This is a genomic window from Escherichia sp. E2586, from assembly GCF_005781105.1.
GTDB lineage: Bacteria > Pseudomonadota > Gammaproteobacteria > Enterobacterales > Enterobacteriaceae > Escherichia.
In genome coordinates this window covers 96593-121134 of sequence record NZ_VATN01000010.1, presented here as the reverse complement: position 1 = coordinate 121134, position 24542 = coordinate 96593, and the positions used below count along the sequence as shown (strand labels likewise).

Here is a 24542-nt window from a genome sequence, read left to right as displayed (position 1 = left end):
AGAAGCCATGAAGTGGCAACAACGTGTTCGTGTCGCAACTGGCCTAAGTTGCTGGCAGATTATGTTGCATTTACTGGTAGTGGCGCTGCTGGTGGTGGGCTGGATGAGTAAAACTCTGGTTCACGTCGGCGTGGGATTATGCGTGCTGTATTGTGTCACTGTGGTAATGATGCTGGTGTTTCAGCGTCACCCCGAGCAACGCTGGCGTGAGGTGGCGGATGTGCTGGAAGAGCTGACCACCACCTGGTATTTTGGCGCGGCGCTGATTGTGCTGTGGCTGCTGTCCCGCGTACTGGAAAATAACTATTTGTTGGCCGTTGCAGGGCTGGCGATCCTTGCCGGCCCGGCGGTAGTGTCGTTACTGGCGAAAGATAAGAAGTTACATCACCTTACGTCTAAACATCGCGTACGCCGCTGACCCTGTCGTGGCCGTTATCACCAGTAGCGGCCACAAACTGTTCCACACAATATCCAGACTCGCATCCTTCAAATAAATCTGCTTGGTAATGTCCGTAAAGTGGCGAATAGGGTTAACCCAGGTCAGGTTTTGCAGCCATACTGGCATGTTCTCCACCGGCGAAACGTAACCGGAAAGCAGAATGGCGGGCATCATAAAGACGAACACGCCGATAAACGCCTGCTGTTGTGTTGAACAGAGTGATGAAATCAACAGACCGAATCCCACCAGCGATAAACCGTAAATCACCATCGTAAAGTAGAACAACGCCAGCGATCCGGCGAAGGGGATTTGATACGCCCAGATACCAATCGCCAGCACAATAGTGGCCTGGAAGGTGGCGACAATTAATGCCGGTACGGCTTTGCCGATGAATATCTGCCAGGTGGTGAGCGGCGAAACCAGTAGCTGATCGAGCGTACCTTGTTCACGTTCGCGGGCGACGGAAAGTGAAGTGACGATCATTACGCCGATAGTGGTGATCATGGCGATCAGCGACGGCACCACAAACCATTTGTAGTCGAGATTCGGGTTATACCAGTTGCGTACCACCAGCTCGCTGTTGTTGGGTTTCGGTTTTCCTTCCAGCAGCTCCTGCTGATAATTTTTGACGATCTGTTGTAGGTAGTTAGCGGCAATTTGCGCACTGTTGGAGTTACGCCCGTCGAGGATCAACTGCAACGGCGCGGTCTGGAAGGTATCCAGTTTGCGCGAGAAGTCAGCCGGGAAACGCACCAGTAGTAACGCCTTTTGTGTGTCGATGGTCGGGCGGATTTCCTGCGGGCTTTTCAGCAGCAGCACATGGGTAAAGGCGCTGGCGCGGGCAAAACGTTGAGTAAGTTCTACCGAGTGCTCGCCGTTATCTTCATCGTAGATGGCGATGGTGGCGTTGGTCACTTCCAGCGTGGCGGCGAACGGGAACAGGATCACCTGAATCAGCACGGGTAAAATCAGAATCGCGCGGGTTTGCGGTTCGCGCAGCAGCGACTGCAACTCTTTGCGGATTAACGTCCATAAGCGATGAAACATGCTCTTCTCCCTAATCCAGCCGACGTTTGGTTTTAAGCCATGTCAGGCCGATAAACATCACCGCCGAAGCGATCAAAAACAGCACGTTCACCACCAGCACCACTGGAATATTCCCAGCGAGGAACAGGCTTTGCAGGGTGCTGACGAAATAACGTGCGGGAATAATGTACGTCACCGCGCGGATCACCGCGGGCATACTGTCGATCTGAAATATAAAGCCGGAAAGCATAATCGACGGCAGGAACGCGGCGTTCAGGGCGACCTGAGCGGCGTTGAACTGGTTGCGGGTAATCGTTGAAATCAGCAGCCCCATCCCCAGGGTACTGAGTAAAAACAGGCTGGAGATAAAAAACAGAATCAGCAGCGACCCGCGATACGGCACGCCGAGAATAAACACCGACACCAGCATACACAGCAACATCGCCAGCATACCGAGGAAGTAATAAGGGATCAGCTTACACAGCAGCAGTTCCGTGCGGGTAATCTCCGTAGACAGCAAAGCCTCCATGGTGCCGCGCTCCCATTCTCGCGCCACCACCAGCGAGGTGAGAATCGCGCCGATGACCGTCATGATAATGGTCACCGCACCGGGGATAATAAAGTGTTGGCTTATCGCCGCCGGGTTAAACCAGTAGCGGGTTTGTACATCAATAAGCGGTTCAAAAGTCTGCCCGTTATCCTCCGCTCGCTGCATTTGCCAGATCTGCCAGATCCCTTCGACATACCCCTGCACAAAGTTAGCGGTATTCGGCTCACTGCCGTCGGTGATCACCTGAATCGGTGCGGTGGCGTTGGCGCGCTCCATCTGTTCCGCAAAATCCACCGGAATCACCACCAGACCACGAATTTTTCCCGCCTGCATTTTGGCGATCAGTTCCTGACGGTTATCGCTGATGGTGGCGTCGATGTAGGGCGAACCGGTCATGGTGTGGGTGAAATCCAGCGCCGCTTCGCTACGCTGTTCCAGTAAAATCCCGACGCGCAGCTTGCTGGAGTCGAGGTTAATGCCGTATCCAAAAATAAACAGCAGTAGCAGTGGGATCACTACCGCAATCAGCCAGCTACTCGGATCGCGAACGATCTGCCGCGTCTCTTTGACGCACAGCGCCCGCACGCGACGCCAGGAAAGGATCGGATTACTCATTGCCATGCTCCTTATCCCAGTCGTGGATCAGCTGAATAAAGGCTTGCTCCATAGTGGGATCGGGTTGCTCATTGTTAGCCGACTGTGCTTTCAAATCGTCCGGCGTGCCGCTGGCGATTAATTTCCCACGGTACACCAGGCCGATGCGGTCGCAATATTCCGCTTCATCCATAAAGTGGGTGGTGACCATCACCGTGACGCCTTTCTCTACCATGCTGTTGATGTGCAGCCAAAATTCACGGCGGGTGATGGGATCAACGCCGGAAGTTGGTTCATCGAGAAACAGAATGTCCGGTTCATGCATCAGCGAACAGGCCAGTGCCAGCCGCTGTTTAAAACCTAATGGCAGTTCATCGGTGGCATGTGAGGCGATACTTTTCAGGCCAAATGCCTCGCTCATACGGGAGATTTTTTCGTTCTGCGCCCGACCGCGTAAGCCATAAACACCAGAAAAAAAGCGTAAATTCTGTTCGACCGTCAGGTTGCCGTAGAGCGAAAACTTTTGCGCCATATAGCCGAGATGCTGGCGCGCTTTACCTGAACTCTCTTTCAGATCCATCCCCAGTACCAGCGCCTGACCAGAGGTCGGCACCAGCAAACCACACATCATCTTAAAGGTGGTGGATTTACCCGCGCCGTTTGGCCCGAGCAAACCAAAAATCTCCCCACGTTTAACGGCAAAGTTGACGTGATCGGTGGCGGCAAAATCACCAAATTTCTTGGTCAGTTCTTTCGCTTCGATCACCGTCTCGCCAGGTGTGCCTTCCACCGTATGTAATATTGCGCCCAGCGGCGATTCCGAGGTTCCGGCACCGCCCAGCAAGTCAATAAACGCATCTTCAAAGCGGGGCGTGGTTGGGTTGATGTCGATTTCCGGCATCCCGTCGGCATGGCGAATATCGTCTGGCGTGGCCTCTTTTTTGAGGATCAGGCGTACCGATTTCCCCTGAATCATGCCGTCGCTGACCTGCGGTAGTTTCAAGGCGCGTTGTAGCAGTTTGCGGTTGCCCTCGTGCGGGCTGGTCATCAGAAAGCTGCGTCCGGCCATGGTTTGCGTCAGGGCCGTCGGTTCTCCCTGATACAGCAGCTCGCCTTCGTTCATCAGTAACACGTCACGGCACTGTTCGGCTTCGTCGAGATACGAGGTGCTCCAGAGAATTAACATTCCTTCGCCTGCCAGCTCATGCACCATCTGCCACAGTTCGCGCCGTGAGATGGGGTCAACGCCGACGCCGGGCTCATCGAGCAGCAACACTTTCGGTTCGCCCACCAGGGTACAGGCCAGGCCGAGTTTTTGCTTCATCCCGCCGGAGAGCTTGCCCGCCAGCCGTCCGGTAAACGGGCCAAGAGACGTAAACTCCAGCAGGCGAGCAAAAGTCTGTTTACGTGCTTCACCGGTGACGCTGCGCAAATCCGCGTACAGATTGAGGTTCTCCATCACCGTCAGATCTTCATACAGGCCGAATTTCTGCGGCATATAGCCGAGAACGGCGTGCAGCGCAGCGTCGTTTTTGATCGGATCAAAGCCAATCACCGTGGCGCTGCCGCTGTCGGGTTTCAGTAATCCCGCCAGCATCCGCATCAGCGTGGTTTTGCCCGCACCGTCCGGCCCCACCAGCCCCGTCACATAACCGGCATGAATGGTACAATCGAGCGGCGCGACGGCGGGCTTTTCCATGCCCGGAAAGCGTTTTTCCAGGCCGTTTAGCGTGATAACGGCATCATTCATGTCCTGCCTCGTTACCGAATTGCACCGTCACCGGCATTCCCTGGCGTAACGCATCATCGGCGTCGGTCACCACAATACGCAGGCGATAGACGAGGTCGGTACGCAGATCCGGCGTTTCGACGGTTTTCGGCGTAAATTCAGCGGTTGGCGAGACAAAGCCAATTTGTCCGTGATAGGGCTTATTCGGGCGACCATCGGTATAAAGCAGCACTTTGCGACCTGGCTGGGCCTGGTCAAGGTTACGTTCATCAACATAAGCGCGCACCCACACCGGACGTGTCAGTGAGACGGTAAACACCGTGCCACCTTCATTGAGGACCGTGCCAGGCTCTACCGCGCGGGTTAACAGCGTGCCATCAGAGGGGGCTACCAGCGTTGAGTCCTGTAAATTCAGTTCCGCCTGCGCCAGTTGCGCCTGTGCCTGTTCGAGGCTGGCTTTCGCCTGGGCGATGTCCTGTTCACGGTTACCGGAACGGTACTGACGCAATTTATCCTGTGCTGATTTCAGCGTTGCCTGTGCCTGGTCGCGCGAGGAGCGGGCATTTTCCAGGTCATTTGCCGAAATGGTGCGGCTTTTCCACAATCCTTGCTGCCGGGCATAGAAGTTCTGCGCATAGTCATAGGCGGCCTGCGCCTGTTTCACCGCTGCGGCAGCCTGAGCGATTTCTTCATCGCGATACCCGGCAAGCATCAGGTCATACTGCGCCTGCGCCACCGAAACGCCAGCCTTCGCTTGCATCAGCGCAATCTCATATGGCTTGTGATCCAGCTCGCCCAGCACCTGACCTGCTTTGATCGCATCACCTTCGTCCACCGCCAGCGATTCAACGCGACCACCGACACGGAAGCTCAGATTTACGGTGCGAATATCCACATTGCCATACAGCGTCAGGCCGTTATCCTGGCGACTTTGATACCACCAGTAGCCTCCGGCAATCACGGCGGCAAGTACCACTACCGCCAGTCCAATCACGACAGGTTTTTTCATCACTACAAACTCCTTTGCGATAATCCTTGCAAAATCAGGTCGATATGACAGGTTACCGTCTGGTTAATCAGTTCGGTCTTTTCTTCATCGAACGCGGTCCAGCCGGTACGTAACAGAATCGTTTCTTTGCCGAGACGAAACGCCAGAATCTCACCAATCAACGCATGGGTATGGAGGATCATGCGGGTGTCGTTGGCGTCGCAGCCGGTCCAGGCGGCAATCAGGCGTGTCAGGTGGCTGTGTAGCGGGCTAATCACCTGTTCATGCACTAGATGGTAGGCCGCCGTGGGAGAGAGCTGTTCACGGGAGATAAACTTGCTGAGGTTGACGGTGTCATCCTGGGTGAGCAGTTGGATCATGTTCCTGCAGGCGCGAAGGATCAGTTCGCGGATAGCGGCGCGATCCGGCTGTGGTTGTGCGAACAAGCGTTCGGCTTCCTCGGCGTGCGGACGGAACTGCTCGCCAATGAAATCGGCAATCCACTGGGCGCAGGCGAGGTACAAATCCTCTTTCGAACCGAAGTAATAGGTAATGGCAGCGATATTCTGCCCGGCCTGGGCGGCGATATCGCGGGTGGTGGCGTTCATTCCATACTCACCAAACTGTGCCAGTGCTGCAGCAATCAGCTGTTTTTTCGCCTGTTCACCTTTGGTTGTCATGGCAGGACTATTCATAGCACAGCCCATTCTTAATCAAATGATTGATTAAGATTATGACTCATTTTTAGCGTTGTCCAGTATGGCCAGGAATTTTAGCAACGCCAGTCACAGGGATAATTTATGCGCTGCGTCACAAAAACTGCTACACTCCGCTCCCTCATGACATTGTGGTTTTTGTCATTTTCCTTTTCAGTATCTCCCTGAAAACTACACCGGTAACGGTCGGGGCGGTTCGGAGTAGTTATGTCTTTCGATTCTTTGGGTTTAAGCCCTGATATCCTGCGCGCCGTTGCCGAGCAAGGTTACCGTGAACCCACCCCTATTCAGCAGCAGGCGATCCCTGCGGTGCTGGAAGGCCGCGACCTGATGGCCAGTGCCCAGACCGGCACGGGCAAAACAGCGGGCTTTACGTTGCCGCTACTACAACACCTGATTTCCCGCGAGCCGCACGCCAAAGGGCGTCGTCCGGTTCGTGCGCTCATTCTTACCCCGACCCGTGAACTGGCGGCGCAGATTGGCGAAAACGTCCGTGATTACAGCAAATACCTGAACATTCGTTCGCTGGTGGTGTTTGGTGGTGTGAGCATTAACCCGCAGATGATGAAACTGCGTGGCGGCGTTGATGTGCTGGTGGCAACGCCGGGGCGTTTGCTGGACCTGGAACATCAGAATGCGGTGAAGCTGGACCAGATAGAAATCCTCGTCCTCGATGAAGCTGACCGCATGCTCGACATGGGCTTTATCCACGATATTCGTCGCGTGTTAACAAAACTGCCAGCGAAGCGCCAGAACCTGCTGTTCTCCGCCACTTTCTCTGACGATATTAAAGCCCTGGCAGAAAAGCTGCTGCACAACCCGCTGGAAATCGAAGTGGCACGCCGCAATACCGCGTCTGATCAGGTGACCCAGCACGTTCACTTTGTTGATAAGAAACGCAAACGCGAATTGCTGTCGCATATGATTGGTAAAGGGAACTGGCAGCAGGTGCTGGTGTTTACCCGTACCAAACATGGCGCTAACCATCTGGCGGAACAGCTTAATAAAGATGGTATCCGCAGTGCGGCGATCCACGGTAATAAATCGCAAGGTGCGCGTACTCGTGCGCTGGCCGATTTTAAATCGGGCGATATTCGCGTACTGGTGGCAACTGACATCGCTGCGCGCGGTCTGGATATCGAAGAGTTGCCGCACGTCGTCAACTATGAACTGCCAAACGTACCGGAAGATTATGTCCACCGTATCGGGCGTACCGGTCGCGCGGCAGCTACTGGTGAAGCGTTGTCGCTGGTATGTGTTGATGAACACAAACTGCTGCGTGATATCGAAAAACTGCTGAAAAAAGAGATCCCGCGCATTGCGATTCCTGGCTATGAGCCGGACCCGTCAATCAAAGCGGAACCAATCCAGAATGGTCGCCAGCAACGTGGTGGCGGCGGTCGTGGGCAAGGTGGTGGTCGCGGTCAACAGCAACCACGCCGCGCTGAAGGTGGTGCGAAGTCTGGTAATGCGAAGCCCGCAGAAAAACCGTCTCGTCGCCTCGGCGATGCCAAACCGGCAGGCGAGCAACAACGTCGTCGCCGTCCGCGTAAACCTGCCGCTGCGCAGTAATCTTTTGATGCCGGGCATAGCCCGGCATCAGGCTGATGAACAAACGCAAAACTGCCTGATGCGCTACGCTTATCAGGCCTACGTGAACTCTGTAATATATTGAATTTGCATGCCTTTGTAGGTTGGATAAGGCGTTTACGCCGCATCCGGCATTTCACAACAAGCACTTGTCAGCAATTTGAGAACACGGGAAAAAATTTCTCTGTTTTACCGCCCATAAGCCACCCGAGACGTTACTTCTCTATAGCCAATTGTTCGCGCAACTCCATTAAAAGGTAGCCCAGTCGATTCTTGCCCTTACCATTACCACCGTCTCCCCAGTAAGCATCATTTTCCGTATGCTCAACCAGTTTTGCGGGCGCGGTTGCCAGCAAAAGCGCACGCAGTTCTGCATGCTGTTCGAATTTAGCGCGAAGTGCTTTACGCATCACCTGTTCTTTGACCGACTCCCAGTTTTTACACAGAGGCTTAGAACGATCGCGCCCCATGCGTGCGGCGACCATAGGGGAAGAAACCCGACGGATCTCTTCGCGGTATTTTTCATCAAGGAATTTTTGTGCCTGAAAATAGTGTTCTGAGGTGGGCCAGGTTTTCCCGTCAACCTTGATGGGCCAGGCGGCAAAGTTAGAAAAATCACCGTAGTCATCGCCGGTGCTGTAGAAATTTATGATGGTGTCTTGCATGACGTGTTGGATCCTTTGTGCTCGAACGAGCATTAAACCGCATTATGTTGATGGTTATTGCGAGCCGCTTTCCAGAAACAGAAAAACCATTACCCCTGAAAACCGAAAAATGCCACAATATTGGCTGTTTATACAGTATTTCAGGTTTTCTCATGGCATTAACCGCCGCGCTTAAAGCGCAAATCGCCGCCTGGTATAAGGCGCTTCAGGAACAGATCCCCGACTTTATTCCCCGTGCGCCGCAGCGGCAGATGATTGCGGACGTCGCCAAAACGCTGGCCGGAGAAGAAGGGCGGCATCTGGCGATTGAAGCGCCCACCGGCGTTGGGAAAACGCTCTCCTATTTGATTCCCGGCATCGCCATTGCCCGCGAAGAGCAAAAAACGCTGGTGGTGAGTACCGCCAACGTGGCGTTGCAGGATCAGATCTACAGCAAAGATTTACCGCTGCTGAAAAAGATCATTCCCGATCTTAAATTCACTGCCGCTTTTGGGCGTGGGCGCTACGTTTGCCCGCGTAATCTGACGGCGCTCGCCAGCACTGAACCCACGCAACAGGATCTGCTGGCGTTTCTTGACGACGAACTGACGCCAAATAATCAGGAAGAGCAAAAACGTTGTGCGAAGCTGAAGGGCGATCTCGACACTTATAAATGGGATGGTCTGCGCGATCATACATCTATCGCTATAGATGACGATCTCTGGCGTCGTTTGAGTACCGACAAGGCCAGTTGCCTTAACCGCAACTGTTATTACTATCGCGAATGCCCGTTTTTTGTTGCCCGTCGGGAGATTCAGGAAGCGGAAGTGGTGGTGGCAAACCATGCGCTGGTGATGGCGGCGATGGAAAGCGAAGCCGTATTACCTGACCCGAAAAATCTGCTGCTGGTGCTGGACGAAGGTCATCACCTGCCGGATGTGGCGCGGGATGCGCTGGAGATGAGCGCCGAAATCACCGCACCGTGGTATCGGCTACAGCTGGACTTGTTCACCAAACTGGTCGCTACCTGCATGGAGCAGTTTCGCCCGAAGACAATCCCACCGCTAGCGATCCCTGAGCGTTTGAATGCGCATTGTGAAGAGTTGTATGAGCTTATCGCCTCGTTAAACAACATCCTCAATCTCTACATGCCTGCCGGGCAGGAGGCAGAGCACCGTTTTGCGATGGGCGAACTGCCTGATGAAGTGCTGGAGATCTGCCAGCGGCTGGCAAAACTCACCGAGATGCTGCGTGGTCTGGCGGAGTTATTTCTTAACGATTTAAGCGAGAAAACTGGTACTCATGACATTGTGCGTCTGCACCGTTTGATTTTGCAGATGAACCGCGCGCTGGGGATGTTTGAGGCGCAAAGCAAACTCTGGCGGTTGGCTTCGCTGGCGCAATCTTCCGGTGCGCCCGTGACCAAATGGGCGACGCGGGAAGAGCGCGAAGGGCAGCTGCATCTCTGGTTTCACTGCGTGGGAATACGTGTTAGCGATCAACTGGAAAGGCTGCTGTGGCGCAGCATTCCGCACATTATTGTCACCTCCGCGACCTTGCGTTCGCTGAACAGTTTTTCGCGTTTGCAGGAGATGAGCGGGCTGAAAGAGAAAGCAGGCGACCGCTTTGTGGCGCTGGATTCTCCCTTCAACCACTGCGAACAGGGCAAAATTGTTATTCCCCGGATGCGCTTTGAGCCTTCCATTGACAACGAAGAACAGCACATTGCTGAAATGGCGGCGTTCTTCCGTGAGCAGGTAGAGAGTAAAAAACATCTCGGTATGTTAGTGCTGTTTGCCAGTGGGCGTGCGATGCAGCGGTTTCTCGACTACGTGACGGATTTACGGTTGATGTTGCTGGTGCAGGGCGATCAGCCGCGTTACCGTTTAGTTGAACTGCATCGCAAACGCGTCGCCAACGGTGAGCGCAGCGTACTGGTGGGTTTACAGTCTTTTGCCGAAGGGCTGGATTTGAAAGGCGATCTTCTCAGCCAGGTGCATATCCACAAAATCGCTTTTCCGCCTATTGACAGCCCGGTGGTGATCACCGAAGGAGAATGGCTGAAAAGCCTCAACCGCTATCCGTTTGAGGTGCAAAGCCTGCCGAGCGCCTCGTTTAACCTGATCCAGCAGGTTGGGCGTTTGATCCGAAGCCACGGCTGCTGGGGGGAAGTGGTGATTTACGATAAACGCTTGCTGACCAAAAACTATGGCAAGCGACTACTGGATGCATTACCGGTATTTCCGATTGAGCAACCGGAAGTCCCTGAAGGTATAGTTAAAAAGAAAGAAAAAGCGAAATCCCCACGCCGTCGGCGGCGTTAATGATGTGAGTCAGGTAAGGAGTCGTAAATGGACTATCGCAAAATCATTAAAGAGATCGGGCGCGGGAAAAACCACGCGCGCGATTTAGACCGGGATACTGCGCGCGGTCTGTATGCCCATATGCTCAACGGTGAAGTCCCTGACCTCGAGCTGGGCGGCGTATTGATTGCGCTGCGTATCAAAGGGGAAGGGGAAGCAGAGATGCTCGGCTTTTACGAAGCCATGCAAAATCACACCATCAAGCTGACGCCGCCTACCGGCAAGCCGATGCCCATTGTCATCCCCAGTTACAACGGTGCGCGTAAACAGGCCAACCTGACGCCGTTGCTGGCACTTCTGCTACACAAACTCGGTTTTCCTGTGGTGGTTCATGGCGTTAGCGAAGATCCAACCCGCGTGCTGACCGAAACCATTTTCGAACTGATGGGTATTACGCCAACGCTACATGCCGGGCAGGCGCAGGCGAAGCTCGACGAACATCAACCGGTGTTTATGCGTGTAGGCGCGTTTTGCCCGCCGCTGGAAAAACAACTGGCGATGCGCTGGCGGATGGGCGTGCGTAACAGTGCGCATACCCTGGCGAAACTGGCGACGCCATTTGCCGAAGGTGAGGCGCTGCGTCTTTCCAGCGTTTCGCATCCGGAATACATCGGACGCGTCGCGAAGTTCTTTAGCGATATTGGCGGACGAGCGCTGTTAATGCATGGCACTGAAGGTGAAGTGTATGCTAATCCGCAACGCTGCCCGCAAATCAATCTGATCGACCGTGAAGGGATGCGGGTGCTGTATGAAAAACAGGACACTGCTGGCAGCGAGCTACTGCCACAAGCCAAAGACCCGGAAACCACGGCGCAGTGGATTGAACGTTGCCTGGCTGGCAACGAACCGATTCCCGAATCGCTGAAAATCCAGATGGCTTGCTGCCTGCTGGCGGCGGGCGAAGTGGCAACCATTAGCGACGGCCTGGCGCGCGTTAATCAGGCATTTTAATTTTTCTCTCCGCCGGATGAGCACTGTCATCCGGCCTTTACCCCACCGCAATATGAAATTCCTGCATCTTTATTGACCTTCCCGCGTCTGGCGCGCAGCATAAAAAAGCAACAGGCATATAACATAAACAGGAGTTAACCATGGAAAGTGGTCATCGCTTTGATGCGCAGACGCTACACCGTTTTATTCAGGCTGTATTTCGTCAGATGGGGAGCGAGGAACAGGAAGCAAAATTAGTTGCCGATCATTTAATCGCGGCAAATCTGGCTGGGCATGATTCACATGGTATTGGCATGATCCCAAGCTATGTGCATTCCTGGAGCCTGGGTTCTTTGCAAATCAACCATCACGCCAAAATTATCAAAGAGGCGGGGGCTGTGGTCACGCTTGATGGCGATCGCGCATTTGGTCAGGTGGCGGCACACGAAGCGATGGCGCTGGGGATTGAGAAAGCGCATCAGCACGGCATTGCCGCCGTGGCGCTACATAACTCGCATCATATCGGCCGAATCGGTTATTGGGCGGAACAGTGCGCGGCGGCGGGGTTTGTCTCTATCCACTTTGTTAACGTGGTTGGTATTCCAATGGTTGCACCGTTCCACGGCCGCGACAGCCGCTTTGGCACCAATCCGTTCTGTGTGATTTTTCCACGTAAAGATAACTTCCCGCTGTTGCTTGATTACGCCACCAGCGCCATCGCATTTGGTAAAACTCGCGTCGCCTGGCATAAAGGTGTTCCCGTGCCGCCAGGCTGCCTGATTGATGTTAACGGCGTCCCGACGACAAATCCGGCGGTCATGCAGGAGTCGCCGTTGGGGTCGTTGTTGACCTTTGCTGAACATAAAGGCTACGCGCTGGCGGCGATGTGTGAAATTCTTGGCGGGGCGCTTTCTGGCGGTAAAACGACGCATCAGGAAACGTTACAAACCAGTCCCGATACCATTCTTAACTGCATGACCACTATCATCATCAACCCGGAACTGTTCGGCGCGCCGGATTGTAGCGCGCAGACCGAAGCCTTTGCCGAGTGGGTGAAAGCTTCGCCGCATGATGAAGATAAGCCGATTTTGCTACCGGGTGAGTGGGAAGTGAACACCCGTCGCGAACGGCAGGAGTTGGGGATCCCATTGGATGCGGGAAGCTGGCAGGCCATTTGTGATGCGGCGCGACAGGTTGGTATGCCGGAAGAGACGTTGCAGGCCTTCTGTCAGCAGTTAGCCAGCTAAAAAAAAGCCCGTCCAGTGACGGACGGGCAAACAAGGGTAACATAGGATCAATGAGGGTTAGAGCATATGCGTCTGTCGGCAAACAGACAGGGAAATACTTTTGCTGGATGTAGCGTTAACGCCATATCCGACCAACGGTTCGGAATTTGTAGGCCTGATAAGACGCGGTAGCGTCGCATCAGGCATCTGTTGTCGGATGCGGTGTAAACGTCTTATCCGACTTACGAATTACTTATAGATAACCGCAGTTCCGCTTAATTTATTGTTGTTGGTGGCGGAAGTAATGCTGTATCCACTAGCCCCAGCAGCTGCCGCTTTCTCAGCCAGTTTCGCTTCCAGGGCATCGAGGGTGGATGCGCCATCGGCAGAAACTACGCCGATTTTGTTCATGCTCTGTGCCTGGGATGCCGTTACCGGTTCCGCGGCAAACACGCCAAATGACAGAGTTGAAAGAGCCATAGCAGCAACAACAGTATTGATAGTTTTCATAATTAATCTCTCGCAGGTGATTTTTGTTTAAGTGACGTTGTTTCGTCGATGTGATGAGTATCACGTTTTTTTACGAGAGATAAAATCGAAGAGAATTGACCGCCTTGTTCAAATAAATTGATTGATATCTAACATATTGATAAATCATTTATTTGTTGTACTTATGGACCCGTTTTATATCGCGTGGCAGTCACGGCAGCGTTAAAGGCACGGAATGCCACGCAAAATACAAATTATACTCGCTATACATCCCGCCAGTTGCAGTTAACGTAACTGGCTGTCTTTCGAACCTCTGCGATTATATCCTGTATAAGCTGGTTTTTGTAAATCTTTCTCCTGCTGACAATGAATGCATAAGCGCACGCCAGGAATGGCTTCCCGACGGGCTTGCGGGATGGGGGCACCGCACTCTTCACATTCATACAGGCTTTCGCCACGCGGAATTTCACCCCGAGCGCGAGCAATCGCATCTTCAATTGTACTGTTGATCTGTTCGTTGACGGCGTCATCGTTAGCCCAACCGGATGCCATATCGTCCCCTCCATATCAATGCTTGTACAGTTAAGTGTAGCTAATATAGGGACGAACTCGGGCAGTTCAAGCGTCAGATCTCCGACCATTCCCGCAGCAGATTATGATAAAGATTGAGCAGCGACAGGATCTCTTCACTTTCGCCATAGCGGCTTTTCAGCGACTGAATATTGTTGTCCAGTTCAAACAGCATGGCGCGCTTTTTATCATCGCGGATCATCGACTGGATCCACATAAATGATGCCACTCGCACGCCGCGGGTTACGGGTGTCACGCAGTGCAGGCTGCTGGAGGGGTACAACACCAGATCGCCAGCCGGGAGTTTTACCCGATGTTGTCCGAAGGTGTCATTAACGACCAGTTCTCCGCCGTCGTAGCTTTGTGGATCGCTCAAAAACAGCGTGGCAGAAAGGTCAGTGCGCATCCAGCCGTTTTGTGGATGGCTGCGTACTGCGCCATCCACATGAAAACCATAAGTTTCATTGTTCTGATAGCGATTAAACAGCGGTGTGGAAAGGGTACGCGGCAAGGCAACGGCAAAGAACAAAGCATGTTGGTTAACCGCGTTCAGCACCTCATTTTGCAGTGCGGCGTACAGGGCGCTGCGGGTGTCCACTTGCTGATTGCTCTTAACTTGTGCGCCTTGTGCACCGGTGGTGACGCGTCCATCAACCCATTCGGCTTGTTCCAGTTGTTCGCGAAACCGGGCGACGTCCTGTGGCGATAGCACGCCTGGAATGTGGTACATCATACAAGTTCTCCAAAAAGTGGGGCCGTGCGCCCCACATCTGAATCAGAAATGCATATTGGCGGTGAGCAGGAACGTTCTTGGTTCGCCCGGGTGATAACGGTAGCCGCTCTTGTTGATCGAGGCGACGTAATCGGTATCAAACAGGTTGTAGACGTTTAGCTGGAAGTCGAGATTGCGATTAACCCGATACCCCAGTTTGGCATCGGCGACCCAATAACCTTCGGTAAACGCTGGCGTTCCCACCGCGCCGTCTGAACCTTTATGCATACTGCCGATGTAACGCGCGCCCGCGCCAACGGAAATATCATCGGTTGCCTGATATTGGCTCCATAAGGTAAAGGCGTGCTCCGGCGTATATGGCAGTGATGATGAACCATCCTGAGCCACGTCCGCGCCATTTTTAATGGTCGCTTTTTGCTGGGTATATCCGCCAATCACCTGCCACGCGGGCGTGATATTCCCGGCCACGGATATCTCATAGCCTTCGACGCGTTTCTTACCGTATTGCGAGTAAGTTCCGTCATCGTTTTGCTCAACTTCATTTTCGATATCAGTACGGAACAGCGCGGCGGTAAGCAACAGGCGTTTATCCAGCACCTGCCATTTGGTGCCAATCTCACTGGTGTTGGCTTTTTGCGGTTTAAAGTCGGTGCGGCTGGCGCTGTTACCGCTGCCAGACTGCGCAAGGGCGAAGTTGTTGCCGCCTGGCGGCTGCTGGGAAACGGCATAGTTAATATAGACATTGCCGTTTTCCGTCAGGTGATACAGCGCCCCGGCTTTCCAGTTCACCAGATTGCCCGACTTGGCAGTGTCGATGGTGGTGACCGGAGAGTCGTTTGCCACGCCAGCAGGGCAGGTGACTGCGCCGCGTCCACTGCCGCCGCAGGCGGTGGCACTGTCATATTCAGTATGATAATTATCCAGACGGATCCCGCCGTTCAGCTCAAAATCACGGGTGATTTGCAGCGTATCGAAGGCATAAATTGCGAAGGTATCCGTCTGACCATCGGCGTTTGCGCCGTTGCGCGTCAGGCCGCCGGGATGAATGCTGCTGTCAGGATGATAAATATTCACCGCCGGTAACGTCACCGGATTAACGCCGTAGTTGGTCTGCGTTTCACGGGTAAATTCCAAGCCAGTACTGACATCATGACCGACAGAGCCGGTATAAAATGTGGTAGTCAGGTTGGTCTGGTTGGTGAGAATTTTATTACTCACATCTTTGGTGTTCGCCGTACGTGACCAGGTCCAGGTATTCACATCGCTGGTGGGCTTGGTAATATTCGACGCCCCGCCCATAATCGCCGTCATCAGGTAATCCTGCTTCACGCGCGACCATCGAGTCGTATTGCGAATGGTGGTGTTATCGTTGATGTCGTGCTCAAAACGCATGGTGGCGGTATCGGTGGTCGAATCGTCGTAATCGGAATCCGTGCCATAAAAGTTATGCGTATCTACTTTTCCGGAATGATTCAGTGACGCTGTTCCCGCAGATGGGGCGGAATAGCCCGGCAAACCGATGGTCGGAATGCCGCCGTCTGGCGTGTTGTGCTGGGTGACATGCAGATAATTAAGATACAAACGATTCGCTGTGCCAAGGCCAAAAGCGACAGAAGGGGCGACGCCGTAACGCTCATTTTTGACTTTGTCGCGTCCGGCATCGTGCGTTTTTTCGCCCATCACATTCAGACGCACCGCGGAGGTATCGCCAATCACCTGATTGACGTCCAGCGTGCCGCGGCGGAACCAGGCGCTGCCAATACTGGCGGAGGCGTCAATGCCGGAATCATTGCGCGGCTGCTTGCTGATCATATTGATCGAGCCCGTCGGCGCGCTGCGCCCGTAGTCGGTGCCGGACGGCCCTTTAATCACTTCGACCTGCTCGGTATTGAAGGTGTCGCGCGAGACGCTGCCGATATCGCGAATGCCATCAATATAAATACTGTTAGAGGTATCGGCACCGCGCATATAAATGGCGTCGCCAGTGGTGGAGTTACCGTTCTCACCAGCAAAAAATGCGCCTACGCCGGGGACGTTTTTGAGTGCGTCGGTAAGGTTAGTCGCGCCCTGATCTTTAATCACCTGTTCAGAAATCACCGTCATCGTGCGGGTCGTATCCGCTACCGGACGCGAGAATTTCGGATCGGCAGATTGTTGTGGCGCATAAAGCGAAGGCGTTGATGCTTCGACAACCAGCGTGTCATCCGCGTTAGTTTGCCCTTCGGCGGCGAGTGCCTGTGCCACAGGCGTGATGCCAATACAAAGACCGGCAAAGAACGTGAGCGAATGAAATTGTCTGGCAGGGAAATTGCGATTGTTTTCCATTTAGCAGGTGACTTTTTCTTATATGTTTAAGTTTTCACTGTCACGAGAAAGCATCTCTGCGGATGCGATGCCACTGTTAATCCCGTAATAGTATTCGTGAAACTGATAATAATTTTGATAAGCATTATCACTTGGAGCGATTTTCTATCACCCATTGCGCGAAAAAGAAATACATTTATTTACATTGCGTTCATATTTGATGTTTTTTGATTACAAAACAGACGAAAACTGCATCCAGAGGCGAATGCAGTTACGTTGGTGGGGTTATTTGTAGATGGTTGCAGTACCGAACATCTGGTCATTTCCGCCTGCGGAATTAATGACATAACCTTTCGCGCCTTGTTCGCGCGCTTTTTCTGCCAATTTATCCTCCAGATCGCTTAGGTTTGATGCGCCGGTCGCCGAAACGGTACCGGCGGGCCGTAGCTGACCGCTGTCCTGGTTACTCAGAGGCTGCGCGGCATAAGCCGTGAGAGAGATTCCGCTCAGGACGGTGGCAATCAGTAGTGCGAGGCACTTTTTCATAATGACATCCTCAGAAATACAACGAGTAGTGCCTGATAAGTGTAGGTCGCCTGTGCGATGCAAATGACGCAAAAAATTGACAGAGATGTGCTTGTTTTTTGAACGATATATTTTTACAAAATAAGACAAATCAATGACATGCATGATGCTGATTTTTATGGTGAATTGCCATAAACCATAGTCATGTTAAGGTTTTGGGGAATGATAAATGCAGCCAGATATTTACCCTGTCGCGTTATGCGGGTATCTTACGCCGCTGCTTAAAGGAGAATGCTATGTCCGCCCAGAAACCGGGGTTGCATCCGCGCAACCGTCATCACAGCCGCTACGATCTCGCCACGCTTTGTCAGGTCAATCCTGAACTCAAGCAATTCCTCACGCTTACACCCGCCGGGGAGCAAAGCGTAGACTTTGCCAATCCGCTGGCGGTGAAGGCGCTCAATAAGGCGTTGCTGGCCCATTTTTACGCCGTAGCGAACTGGGACATTCCGGACGGTTTTCTCTGCCCGCCAGTACCGGGCCGGGCGGATTATATTCATCACCTTGCCGATTTACTGGCAGAAGCAAGCGGAACAATTCCAGCTAATGCCAGCATTCTGGATATCGGCGTTGGTGCGAACTGTATTTACCCGCTGATTGGCGTACATGAATATGGCTGGCGTTTTACCGGCAGCGAAACCAGCAGCCAGGCGTTAAGCAGTGCGCAGGCGATCATCAGTGCTAATCCGGGGCTTAACCGCGCCATTCGTCTGCGTCGGCAGAAAGAGAGCGGGGCGATTTTTAACGGTATCATCCACAAAAACGAGCAATACGACGCGACCTTGTGTAACCCGCCATTCCACGATTCCGCCGCTGCGGCACGGGCAGGTAGTGAGCGTAAACGCCGTAACCTTGGGCTGAATAAAGACGATGCGCTGAACTTTGGTGGTCAGCAACAAGAGCTGTGGTGTGAAGGCGGTGAAGTCGCCTTTATCAAAAAGATGATTGAAGAGAGCAAAGGCTTCGCGAAGCAAGTGATGTGGTTTACCTCGCTGGTATCTCGTGGTGAAAACTTACCGCCGTTGTATCGTGCACTGACGGACGTGGGCGCGGTGAAGGTGGTAAAAAAAGAGATGGCCCAGGGGCAAAAGCAGAGTCGCTTTATTGCCTGGACCTTTATGAACGACGAGCAGCGTCGCCGTTTTGTCAATCGCCAGCGTTAAAGCGTTGGCTCCCCCGGTGGCAGCGGTTCTGCCGGGGCCGCGCCCGGAGCCGGCAGCACCTGATAAGTCTGCACTGGCGCGCGAACACCCGCCAGGTCGAAATGCTTTTTCACCTGGCTGTCGAGGGCAAAGCGTACCGTCCACTGTTTGAGTGGCAGCGTGGTGAACGACACACGCAGTGTAAACGCGGTATTGCTTAAGCCGACAATCCCGGCAAAGTTCGGTTCACCAATAACCAGCCCGCGAATTTCTTCGTTTTCCATCAGTTCCGTTACCGCATCTTTCAGCGCCTGATTGGCTTTATCAGTATCTTCATGGCGATCAACATCGTAATTTGCCACCACTGAACCAATGCCACGGACAAAGTTGGCAAAGGTGGTAATCGAAGACCACGGAATGATGTGATACGCCCCGGTATCCTGGCGCACGCCAACGGATCGAATCGACATTCGTTCCACCGTACCCGTCAACGGCCCGATGGTCACTAAATCTCCGGTGTTCATACCGTTTTCAAACTGAATAAATACCCCGGTGATAATATCTTTCACCAGCGTTTGCGAACCGAAAGAGATAGCCAGCCCCAACGCCCCTGCACCTGCCAGCAGCGGCGCAATGTTGACGCCGATTTCCGACAACACAATCATGATGGTGATGGTACTGATGATCACTGCCAGCGCGTTACGAAACAGCGTCAGCAGGGTACGTGTGCGGGCGCTGGGCAGCGGGCGACCATGGATATCCGAGGCCAGTCGGTTTTCGATCAAACTGGCGAGCACCGTCCAGCCAACCGCTGAGAAGAAAAGAATGAGCGCGATACGGATCAGGATATCTACCGTTTTTTGCCCCGCACCGTTTTGCAGCCAGTTCCAGAAATCGAACAATCCCCATGCGCTCAACAGCAACATTACCGCCACGCAGACTGTCAGAATACGCGCCGTTTTCAGTGCCGCCGAAAGCCAGCCATTCAGCCGTTTTTGCAGCTCCGGATAGTTACGCTGAGTATGTGGCGAGAGGGTGATGGTTTTCGCCAGCCAGCGGGAAAACATACCGGAAACAAACGCTGCGATACCAATAATCGCCAGGCTGCGCACCGTCGCGCCCATCATAAATTTCAGGCTATTGCCCGGATCGAACAACGAAAAGAAAAACAGCACGATAAAATAGGCGCTTGCCAGCCAGTGCCAGACCAGCGCAAAGGCGCGGATAAACAGGCTGAAAAAGGCCAGCGAATGCTCCGCAAAGTTGAGCAAATGCTGGGTAATCTCTTTTTTATTACGAAAGATCAGGTACAGCGCCCAGATGGTCATGCACAGCATGATTGCTACGTTTGCCAGCGCGCCAATTTGTACATTCACCTGATTAGAGATAATCGGCACTGCCACAATCAGGCTATAACCTATCAAACTGCTTAACCAGCTAAGGCGGCGACTCCAGTAACGGGCGCTCTCGTCCTGAATCGTGAACGGGCGCAGCTCCGCCACGTTTGGGCAAAAAATCAGGCGTAGTACGGCTTTGAAAAATTCAATCAGGGCGAAAGCATTAAGGAACAGACTTTGTTGAAAGGCGATGGTGCGACTACCCGCATTCAGGTTATCGCTTAAAACCTGACCGACAAATAATGTCAGAGCCAGTAACAGCAGGTCGATAATAAACGCCCCGATAATCATCGCCGGAAGCTGCAACCAGTTACTGCGCTCACGATTTTTTTGCCGCGCCCACTGGCCCATTTTGCGATACAGCGGCAGTGCGCACAGGCGAATCAGCCAGTAAAAACCAAACACTAAAACCGCTAACATTGAAAAATGGGTCAGCGCATTGCTGAAGGTTTGTGGATTAAACGGCTTATGCGGGGAGCCGGTGATATTGCGATAAAGTTGCCCGAAGCGGGCGGAAAGGGCTTCACCATAATGGTGGCTGACTTCGGTGACCTTTTGCAGCACGGTTTGCTCTTCAACCAGCGTTGGCGGCACGATCTTCGGGACCGGTTCCGCAGGGGGCGTCGCGGCGACGGTGCGCAACTGGTCGATCAACTCTTTACGCGAGGTGTCATTATCCAGCACATCCGCCAGTGCGCCATAAGCCGCTTTTTTTTGTTCGATATCCGGTTCCGGGGCCGGTTCAGTCGTTGAGTCCGTTGTCGTTGTGGTTGTAACGCCGGGTATGGATACCGCGTGGGCAGGTGCGCCCAGCAGGCAGAAGAGGATGAACAGGATCCACCGCATGACTCCTCCAGTGAGAAAACAGAGCAAAAAGATAAGTATAGATGCTGGGGGAGGGGCGATTTTAAATGAGAGGAATCTGGTGTGCCTCCCTTTCGGGTGAAAGGGAGGAAGGGATATTAAGCAGGTTGCTGACAACGTGCGGGCTTTTTTGCCGGATGCGGCGTGAACGCCTTATCCGTCCTACACGTTCATGCAATTTTAATAAGTTGCCATATATCCTGTAGGCCTGATAAGCGTAGCGCATCAGGCAATGTGTCTTATTAAGAGACGTGCTGTAAAAATTCCTGCAAGCGCTGGCTCGGCGGATTTTTGATCAACACCTGCGGATCGCCATCTTCCGCAATCCGGCCTTTGTCGATAAAGATCAGGCGCGAAGCTACTTTCTCGGCAAAACCGATTTCGTGGGTCACGATCACCATCGTCATGCCTTCTTCAGCCAGATCCTGCATAACCTTCAGCACTTCATGGCGCAATTCCGGGTCAAGAGCGGAAGTCGGTTCATCAAACAGCATCATTTTCGGTTTCACCGCCAGCGCGCGGGCAATCGCTACACGCTGCTGCTGACCACCAGAAAGTTCGGAAGGGTAGTGATGGGCGCGTTCCGCCAGACCGACTTTCGCCAGCAGTTCACGTGCCAGTTTTTCCGCCTCTTCTTTGTTCGCGCCACGCACGCGTAGCGGGCCAAACATGACGTTTTCCAGCGCCGTCAGATGCGGGAAAAGGTAAAACTGCTGGAACACCATACCCGCTTCCTGGCGAATCAGGCGCTCGTCAACTTTCGGATCGTTAACCTTCAGACCATCGACAATCAGATCGCCGGAGGTGATTTCTTCCAGTTTGTTGATGCAGCGCAGCAGGGTCGATTTACCGGAACCGGACGGCCCGATAATCACCACGACTTCGCCCTGGGCAATATTCAAATCGATATTGTGCAGCACTTGGGTTGGGCCAAAGTGCTTGGAGACGTTTTTAAATTCAATCACAGGATTTTCATCCTTCTTTCCAGACGACGCAGAATAAAGCTCAGCACCAGGGTAATAATCAGATAGAACACCGCCACGGCGCTCCAGATCTCAAGGGCGCGGAAGTTACCGGCAATAATTTCTTGCCCCTGACGGGTCAGTTCCGCCACGCCGATAACAATAAACAGCGAGGTATCTTTAATGCTGATGATCCACTGGTTACCCAGCGGCGGCAGCATACGGCGCAGTGCCAGCGGTAAAATGACGTAGCGAATGGTTTCCCAACGTGAAAGGCCGAGCGCCAGTCCTGCTTCACGAAAACCTTTGTGGATTGACAGCACCGCACCACGCGTGATTTCCGCAATGTACGCGCCGGAGTTGATCATGATGGTGACCACCGCCGCAGTAAACGGGTCGATGCGTAAGTCGTTAAACGCCATCGGCAGGGCGAAGTAGATAAACATCACCTGGACGACGATAGGTGTGCCGCGGATCACTTCAATAAAGACCAGCGCGACGTGGTTGGCTATCCAACCACCGAAGGTGCGTGCAAAACCTGCCGCCAGTCCGATAACCAGGCCGCCAGCCAGACCGAGGACCGAAATCCACAGGGTCATTTTGGCGCCTTCAATCAGAAGCGGAATGGCAGGCCAGATGGCACTCCAGTCAAACTGCATATGTTGTTCCTGTTACCGTGGTGTAAATACCCGAGCCAGAAGGTTGGCGGGGAGAAACGCTGGCCCGGTATGCAAAAGGCCACCGGGCCATAAATTAAAGGCAATCATTATTTCGGTTCAGTACCGAACCATTTTTTGTAGATTTCGTTGTATGTGCCGTTCTCGCGCAGGGTTTTCAACGCGCCGTTGATTTTGTCACGCAGCTCGTCGCTACCTTTCGGGAACGCAATACCGTATTGCTGTGCTTCCAGAGAGTCACCTACCGCTTTGAACTGACCGTTCCCGGCGGTTTTGATGAAGTACAGAATGTTTGGTGTGTCGTGCAGGACGGCGTCTGCGCGGTTGGTACCCAGTTCCATATAGGCGTTATCGATGTTCGGGAACTGACGCAGATCTTTGGTTTTGATGTTCGCTTTTGCGTAATCAACGGAGCCGGTGCCGCTTTTCACAGCAACCACTTTACCGTCGAGATCTTTCACGCTTTTCACATCGTTATTGTTGGCTTTCACCATCACTAACAGGCCGCTTTTGTAGTAGCCGTCAGAGAAATCGATCGCTTTTTTACGCTCGTCGGTAATGGTAATGCCCGCCAGCGCCAGATCGATGTTTTTGGTTTGCAGTGCTGGGATGATGCCGCTGAAATCCATTGGTTTCAGTTCGTAATCCAGCTTCAGTTCTTTGGCGATAGCAGCCCACAGATCCACATCAAAACCAACGTATTTGTCGCCCTGTTTAAATTCAAACGGAACGAAGGCGGTATCCGTCGCCACAACCAGTTTTTTATCCGCGGCATGAGAAGAAACCGCAAAAGCCAGGGTCAGTGCAGCCAGTGAAACTTTTAATACAGACTTCATAGCATTTCCTTTTTTCTATCCACGGGACGATCCCCTGCGTGACATTTACGTATATGAAAAAATCGTGCCAGTTTTACAACTCTTTGATTTTTATAGGCGCAGTTAAAACGGGTTGCACAATTTATGGGGCAACATCTCCGGTCTGCACCATATTGGGGCGCCAAAGTGGTGCGCAAAAATAGTGCACTCAACACATAGGTTATTTAGCGTAAATTCTGATGAAAAAACAATCTTTATGTAACGATTGTGTGATGTTGTTGATACAAATGTTTTACTTTGACAGGCGGGAAAGACGATGAGTTGCACTAAAAAAGTGCGTAGAGGCGGGCAGCAATGCAAAACGGCCTCCTGTCAGGAAGCCGCCTTTATCGCTTACTTAAGTTTTGCACCATCTGCGATGGATTTATTCGATATTAGATTCGATAAACCACAAGAATTTATCCAGGTCGCGGGAAGCGGCGGTCAGGATATCTGCGGTGTCGTCATCTTTCGCTTCGCCAATCGCTTTGCGCACGTCGTTGGCAACAATCGCGTAACGGTCAGCCAGCTCTTTCAGGTGATCCTGAACGCTGTGGATGTCCAGCGGGTAGCTTTTCAGCGGGGTTTTGCTGTTAATAACTTGAGTGGTACCAAGGGCAACGCCGCCTAGCTGCACCGCGCGCTCTGCCATAGTATCCAGGTGATCGGTCAGTGCGGTACGGAAACCATCCAGCATCTCATGTACGGCAATGAAGTTAGCGCCGCGCATGTTCCAGTGCGCTTGTTTGGTAATCAAAGAGAGATCAATAAACTGGATAACCTGGCGATTCAGCAACTCAACTGTCGCTTTCTTCTCGCTGTCAGAGACATCGTTGCCGGTATAAAGCAGATTTGTCGCTTTTGCTTTAACTAATTTAGCGGTACTCATAATTTCATATCCTCTTGATGTTGTGTCCCAGTAATTAACGAGACTAAGTATAGCACCACCCTGGTGTTCCGCTATTCTGGCTGTTCCTATCACACTAATAGCGGTAACAAGCGTGAAAAATAAAAGCCATATAAATTCACATAGTTATGTATATTGCTGGAGGCGATTCTTATTTTCTTTTTTACGCGAGCTATTCAGAGAGAATAGGTTTTAGGATAACAAGATATATAAAAAGGGCAGGGATGAAGAGTCGTGTAATATTCTGCATGGTTATGCATAAC

The 24542-nt window shown here is 52.8% G+C and carries 22 protein-coding genes; 6 read left to right on the top strand and 16 right to left on the bottom strand.

Going from position 1 to position 24542, the window contains the following annotated elements:
- The first annotated feature begins 7 nt into the window (after positions 1-7).
- Positions 8-418, top strand: coding sequence for a YbhQ family protein (locus FEK50_RS12915; protein ID WP_025237330.1), 411 nt, complete (start codon positions 8-10; stop codon positions 416-418).
- Here the strand turns inward: FEK50_RS12915 and FEK50_RS12910 are convergent.
- Genes FEK50_RS12910 through cecR form a run of 5 tightly spaced genes read right to left on the bottom strand, consistent with a single transcriptional unit; the run spans position 380 to position 6021 of the window.
- Positions 380-1486: an ABC transporter permease gene (locus FEK50_RS12910; protein ID WP_000469032.1), complete on the bottom strand. Its 1107-nt coding sequence runs from the start codon at positions 1484-1486 to the stop codon at positions 380-382. The genes FEK50_RS12915 and FEK50_RS12910 overlap by 39 nt on opposite strands.
- Before the next feature lie 10 nt (positions 1487-1496).
- Positions 1497-2630 (bottom strand): ABC transporter permease, encoded by a 1134-nt coding sequence (locus FEK50_RS12905; protein ID WP_000070131.1) that lies wholly within the window; start codon positions 2628-2630, stop codon positions 1497-1499.
- Positions 2623-4359 (bottom strand): ATP-binding cassette domain-containing protein, encoded by a 1737-nt coding sequence (locus FEK50_RS12900; RefSeq protein ID WP_130259778.1) that lies wholly within the window; start codon positions 4357-4359, stop codon positions 2623-2625. The genes FEK50_RS12905 and FEK50_RS12900 overlap by 8 nt, the downstream gene beginning before the upstream one ends.
- Positions 4352-5347 (bottom strand): secretion protein HlyD, encoded by a 996-nt coding sequence (hlyD, locus tag FEK50_RS12895; protein WP_130205709.1) that lies wholly within the window; start codon positions 5345-5347, stop codon positions 4352-4354. Before hlyD ends, FEK50_RS12900 begins: the two co-directional genes overlap by 8 nt.
- A 2-nt stretch (positions 5348-5349) precedes the next feature.
- Entirely contained in the window at positions 5350-6021 is a 672-nt protein-coding gene (gene cecR / locus FEK50_RS12890) for a DNA-binding transcriptional regulator CecR (RefSeq protein WP_024191852.1), read from the bottom strand.
- Positions 6022-6249: 228 nt separating this feature from the next.
- Between cecR and rhlE the strand changes: the two genes are divergently transcribed.
- Positions 6250-7614, top strand: a complete 1365-nt coding sequence (gene rhlE / locus FEK50_RS12885) for an ATP-dependent RNA helicase RhlE (protein WP_130205115.1) — start codon at positions 6250-6252, stop codon at positions 7612-7614.
- Between the two features lie 233 nt (positions 7615-7847).
- Here rhlE and ybiA read toward each other — a convergent pair whose 3' ends face one another.
- Complete coding sequence (gene ybiA, locus FEK50_RS12880; protein ID WP_131162145.1) at positions 7848-8330, bottom strand: N-glycosidase YbiA; 483 nt, start codon at positions 8328-8330, stop codon at positions 7848-7850.
- A gap of 119 nt (positions 8331-8449) precedes the next feature.
- Here ybiA and dinG point away from each other — a divergent pair, with 119 nt between their 5' ends.
- From dinG to hcxB, 3 genes are all read left to right on the top strand, one after another.
- Complete coding sequence (dinG, locus tag FEK50_RS12875; RefSeq protein ID WP_131162146.1) at positions 8450-10600, top strand: ATP-dependent DNA helicase DinG; 2151 nt, start codon at positions 8450-8452, stop codon at positions 10598-10600.
- A gap of 27 nt (positions 10601-10627) precedes the next feature.
- Positions 10628-11590: a DNA-binding protein YbiB gene (ybiB, locus tag FEK50_RS12870; RefSeq protein ID WP_131162147.1), complete on the top strand. Its 963-nt coding sequence runs from the start codon at positions 10628-10630 to the stop codon at positions 11588-11590.
- Positions 11591-11730: 140 nt separating this feature from the next.
- The gene (hcxB, locus tag FEK50_RS12865; protein ID WP_130222200.1) at positions 11731-12816 is read left to right on the top strand and encodes a hydroxycarboxylate dehydrogenase HcXB; all 1086 of its coding nucleotides are present in this window, start codon (positions 11731-11733) and stop codon (positions 12814-12816) included.
- Between the two features lie 228 nt (positions 12817-13044).
- On the opposite strand, the gene ybiJ is transcribed toward hcxB, so the two are convergent.
- The 5 genes from ybiJ to mcbA all read right to left on the bottom strand — a co-directional run bounded on the left by ybiJ (position 13045) and on the right by mcbA (position 17437).
- Positions 13045-13305: a DUF1471 family protein YbiJ gene (gene ybiJ / locus FEK50_RS12860; RefSeq protein WP_000849307.1), complete on the bottom strand. Its 261-nt coding sequence runs from the start codon at positions 13303-13305 to the stop codon at positions 13045-13047.
- A 264-nt stretch (positions 13306-13569) separates the two neighbouring features.
- The gene (ybiI, locus tag FEK50_RS12855) at positions 13570-13836 is read right to left on the bottom strand and encodes a C4-type zinc finger protein YbiI (RefSeq protein WP_000146357.1); all 267 of its coding nucleotides are present in this window, start codon (positions 13834-13836) and stop codon (positions 13570-13572) included.
- Positions 13837-13909: 73 nt separating this feature from the next.
- Complete coding sequence (ybiX, locus tag FEK50_RS12850; RefSeq protein WP_131162148.1) at positions 13910-14587, bottom strand: PKHD-type hydroxylase YbiX; 678 nt, start codon at positions 14585-14587, stop codon at positions 13910-13912.
- Between the two features lie 42 nt (positions 14588-14629).
- A complete protein-coding gene (locus FEK50_RS12845) occupies positions 14630-16912 on the bottom strand; it encodes a catecholate siderophore receptor Fiu (RefSeq protein ID WP_131162149.1) in 2283 nt (760 codons plus the stop codon).
- A 264-nt stretch (positions 16913-17176) separates the two neighbouring features.
- The gene (mcbA, locus tag FEK50_RS12840) at positions 17177-17437 is read right to left on the bottom strand and encodes a DUF1471 family periplasmic protein McbA (RefSeq protein WP_130205133.1); all 261 of its coding nucleotides are present in this window, start codon (positions 17435-17437) and stop codon (positions 17177-17179) included.
- 275 nt (positions 17438-17712) lie between these two features.
- Here mcbA and rlmF point away from each other — a divergent pair, with 275 nt between their 5' ends.
- Positions 17713-18639: a 23S rRNA (adenine(1618)-N(6))-methyltransferase RlmF gene (gene rlmF / locus FEK50_RS12835; RefSeq protein ID WP_069913319.1), complete on the top strand. Its 927-nt coding sequence runs from the start codon at positions 17713-17715 to the stop codon at positions 18637-18639.
- Here rlmF and ybiO read toward each other — a convergent pair.
- The 5 genes from ybiO to dps all read right to left on the bottom strand — a co-directional run bounded on the left by ybiO (position 18636) and on the right by dps (position 24261).
- Positions 18636-20861, bottom strand: coding sequence for a mechanosensitive channel protein (gene ybiO, locus FEK50_RS12830; RefSeq protein ID WP_131162150.1), 2226 nt, complete (start codon positions 20859-20861; stop codon positions 18636-18638). The genes rlmF and ybiO overlap by 4 nt on opposite strands.
- A 260-nt stretch (positions 20862-21121) precedes the next feature.
- Entirely contained in the window at positions 21122-21844 is a 723-nt protein-coding gene (glnQ, locus tag FEK50_RS12825) for a glutamine ABC transporter ATP-binding protein GlnQ (RefSeq protein ID WP_000569080.1), read from the bottom strand.
- Positions 21841-22500, bottom strand: a complete 660-nt coding sequence (gene glnP, locus FEK50_RS12820; RefSeq protein WP_061090926.1) for a glutamine ABC transporter permease GlnP — start codon at positions 22498-22500, stop codon at positions 21841-21843. Before glnP ends, glnQ begins: the two co-directional genes overlap by 4 nt.
- 107 nt (positions 22501-22607) lie before the next feature.
- Positions 22608-23354 (bottom strand): glutamine ABC transporter substrate-binding protein GlnH, encoded by a 747-nt coding sequence (gene glnH / locus FEK50_RS12815; RefSeq protein ID WP_130205139.1) that lies wholly within the window; start codon positions 23352-23354, stop codon positions 22608-22610.
- Between the two features lie 403 nt (positions 23355-23757).
- Positions 23758-24261: a DNA starvation/stationary phase protection protein Dps gene (gene dps, locus FEK50_RS12805; protein WP_131162151.1), complete on the bottom strand. Its 504-nt coding sequence runs from the start codon at positions 24259-24261 to the stop codon at positions 23758-23760.
- Between the last annotated feature and the right edge of the window lie 281 nt (positions 24262-24542).

Bases quoted from the DNA above. Each gene is read 5' to 3' on its own strand.
- FEK50_RS12915 (WP_025237330.1), top strand. From the start codon at position 8: ATGAAGTGGCAACAACGTGTTCGTGTCGCAACTGGCCTAAGTTGCTGG.
- FEK50_RS12910 (WP_000469032.1), bottom strand. From the start codon at position 1,486: ATGTTTCATCGCTTATGGACGTTAATCCGCAAAGAGTTGCAGTCGCTG.
- FEK50_RS12905 (WP_000070131.1), bottom strand. From the start codon at position 2,630: ATGAGTAATCCGATCCTTTCCTGGCGTCGCGTGCGGGCGCTGTGCGTC.
- FEK50_RS12900 (WP_130259778.1), bottom strand. From the start codon at position 4,359: ATGAATGATGCCGTTATCACGCTAAACGGCCTGGAAAAACGCTTTCCG.
- hlyD (WP_130205709.1), bottom strand. From the start codon at position 5,347: ATGAAAAAACCTGTCGTGATTGGACTGGCGGTAGTGGTACTTGCCGCC.
- cecR (WP_024191852.1), bottom strand. From the start codon at position 6,021: ATGAATAGTCCTGCCATGACAACCAAAGGTGAACAGGCGAAAAAACAG.
- rhlE (WP_130205115.1), top strand. From the start codon at position 6,250: ATGTCTTTCGATTCTTTGGGTTTAAGCCCTGATATCCTGCGCGCCGTT.
- ybiA (WP_131162145.1), bottom strand. From the start codon at position 8,330: ATGCTCGTTCGAGCACAAAGGATCCAACACGTCATGCAAGACACCATC.
- dinG (WP_131162146.1), top strand. From the start codon at position 8,450: ATGGCATTAACCGCCGCGCTTAAAGCGCAAATCGCCGCCTGGTATAAG.
- ybiB (WP_131162147.1), top strand. From the start codon at position 10,628: ATGGACTATCGCAAAATCATTAAAGAGATCGGGCGCGGGAAAAACCAC.
- hcxB (WP_130222200.1), top strand. From the start codon at position 11,731: ATGGAAAGTGGTCATCGCTTTGATGCGCAGACGCTACACCGTTTTATT.
- ybiJ (WP_000849307.1), bottom strand. From the start codon at position 13,305: ATGAAAACTATCAATACTGTTGTTGCTGCTATGGCTCTTTCAACTCTG.
- ybiI (WP_000146357.1), bottom strand. From the start codon at position 13,836: ATGGCATCCGGTTGGGCTAACGATGACGCCGTCAACGAACAGATCAAC.
- ybiX (WP_131162148.1), bottom strand. From the start codon at position 14,587: ATGATGTACCACATTCCAGGCGTGCTATCGCCACAGGACGTCGCCCGG.
- FEK50_RS12845 (WP_131162149.1), bottom strand. From the start codon at position 16,912: ATGGAAAACAATCGCAATTTCCCTGCCAGACAATTTCATTCGCTCACG.
- mcbA (WP_130205133.1), bottom strand. From the start codon at position 17,437: ATGAAAAAGTGCCTCGCACTACTGATTGCCACCGTCCTGAGCGGAATC.
- rlmF (WP_069913319.1), top strand. From the start codon at position 17,713: ATGTCCGCCCAGAAACCGGGGTTGCATCCGCGCAACCGTCATCACAGC.
- ybiO (WP_131162150.1), bottom strand. From the start codon at position 20,861: ATGCGGTGGATCCTGTTCATCCTCTTCTGCCTGCTGGGCGCACCTGCC.
- glnP (WP_061090926.1), bottom strand. From the start codon at position 22,500: ATGCAGTTTGACTGGAGTGCCATCTGGCCTGCCATTCCGCTTCTGATT.
- glnH (WP_130205139.1), bottom strand. From the start codon at position 23,354: ATGAAGTCTGTATTAAAAGTTTCACTGGCTGCACTGACCCTGGCTTTT.
- dps (WP_131162151.1), bottom strand. From the start codon at position 24,261: ATGAGTACCGCTAAATTAGTTAAAGCAAAAGCGACAAATCTGCTTTAT.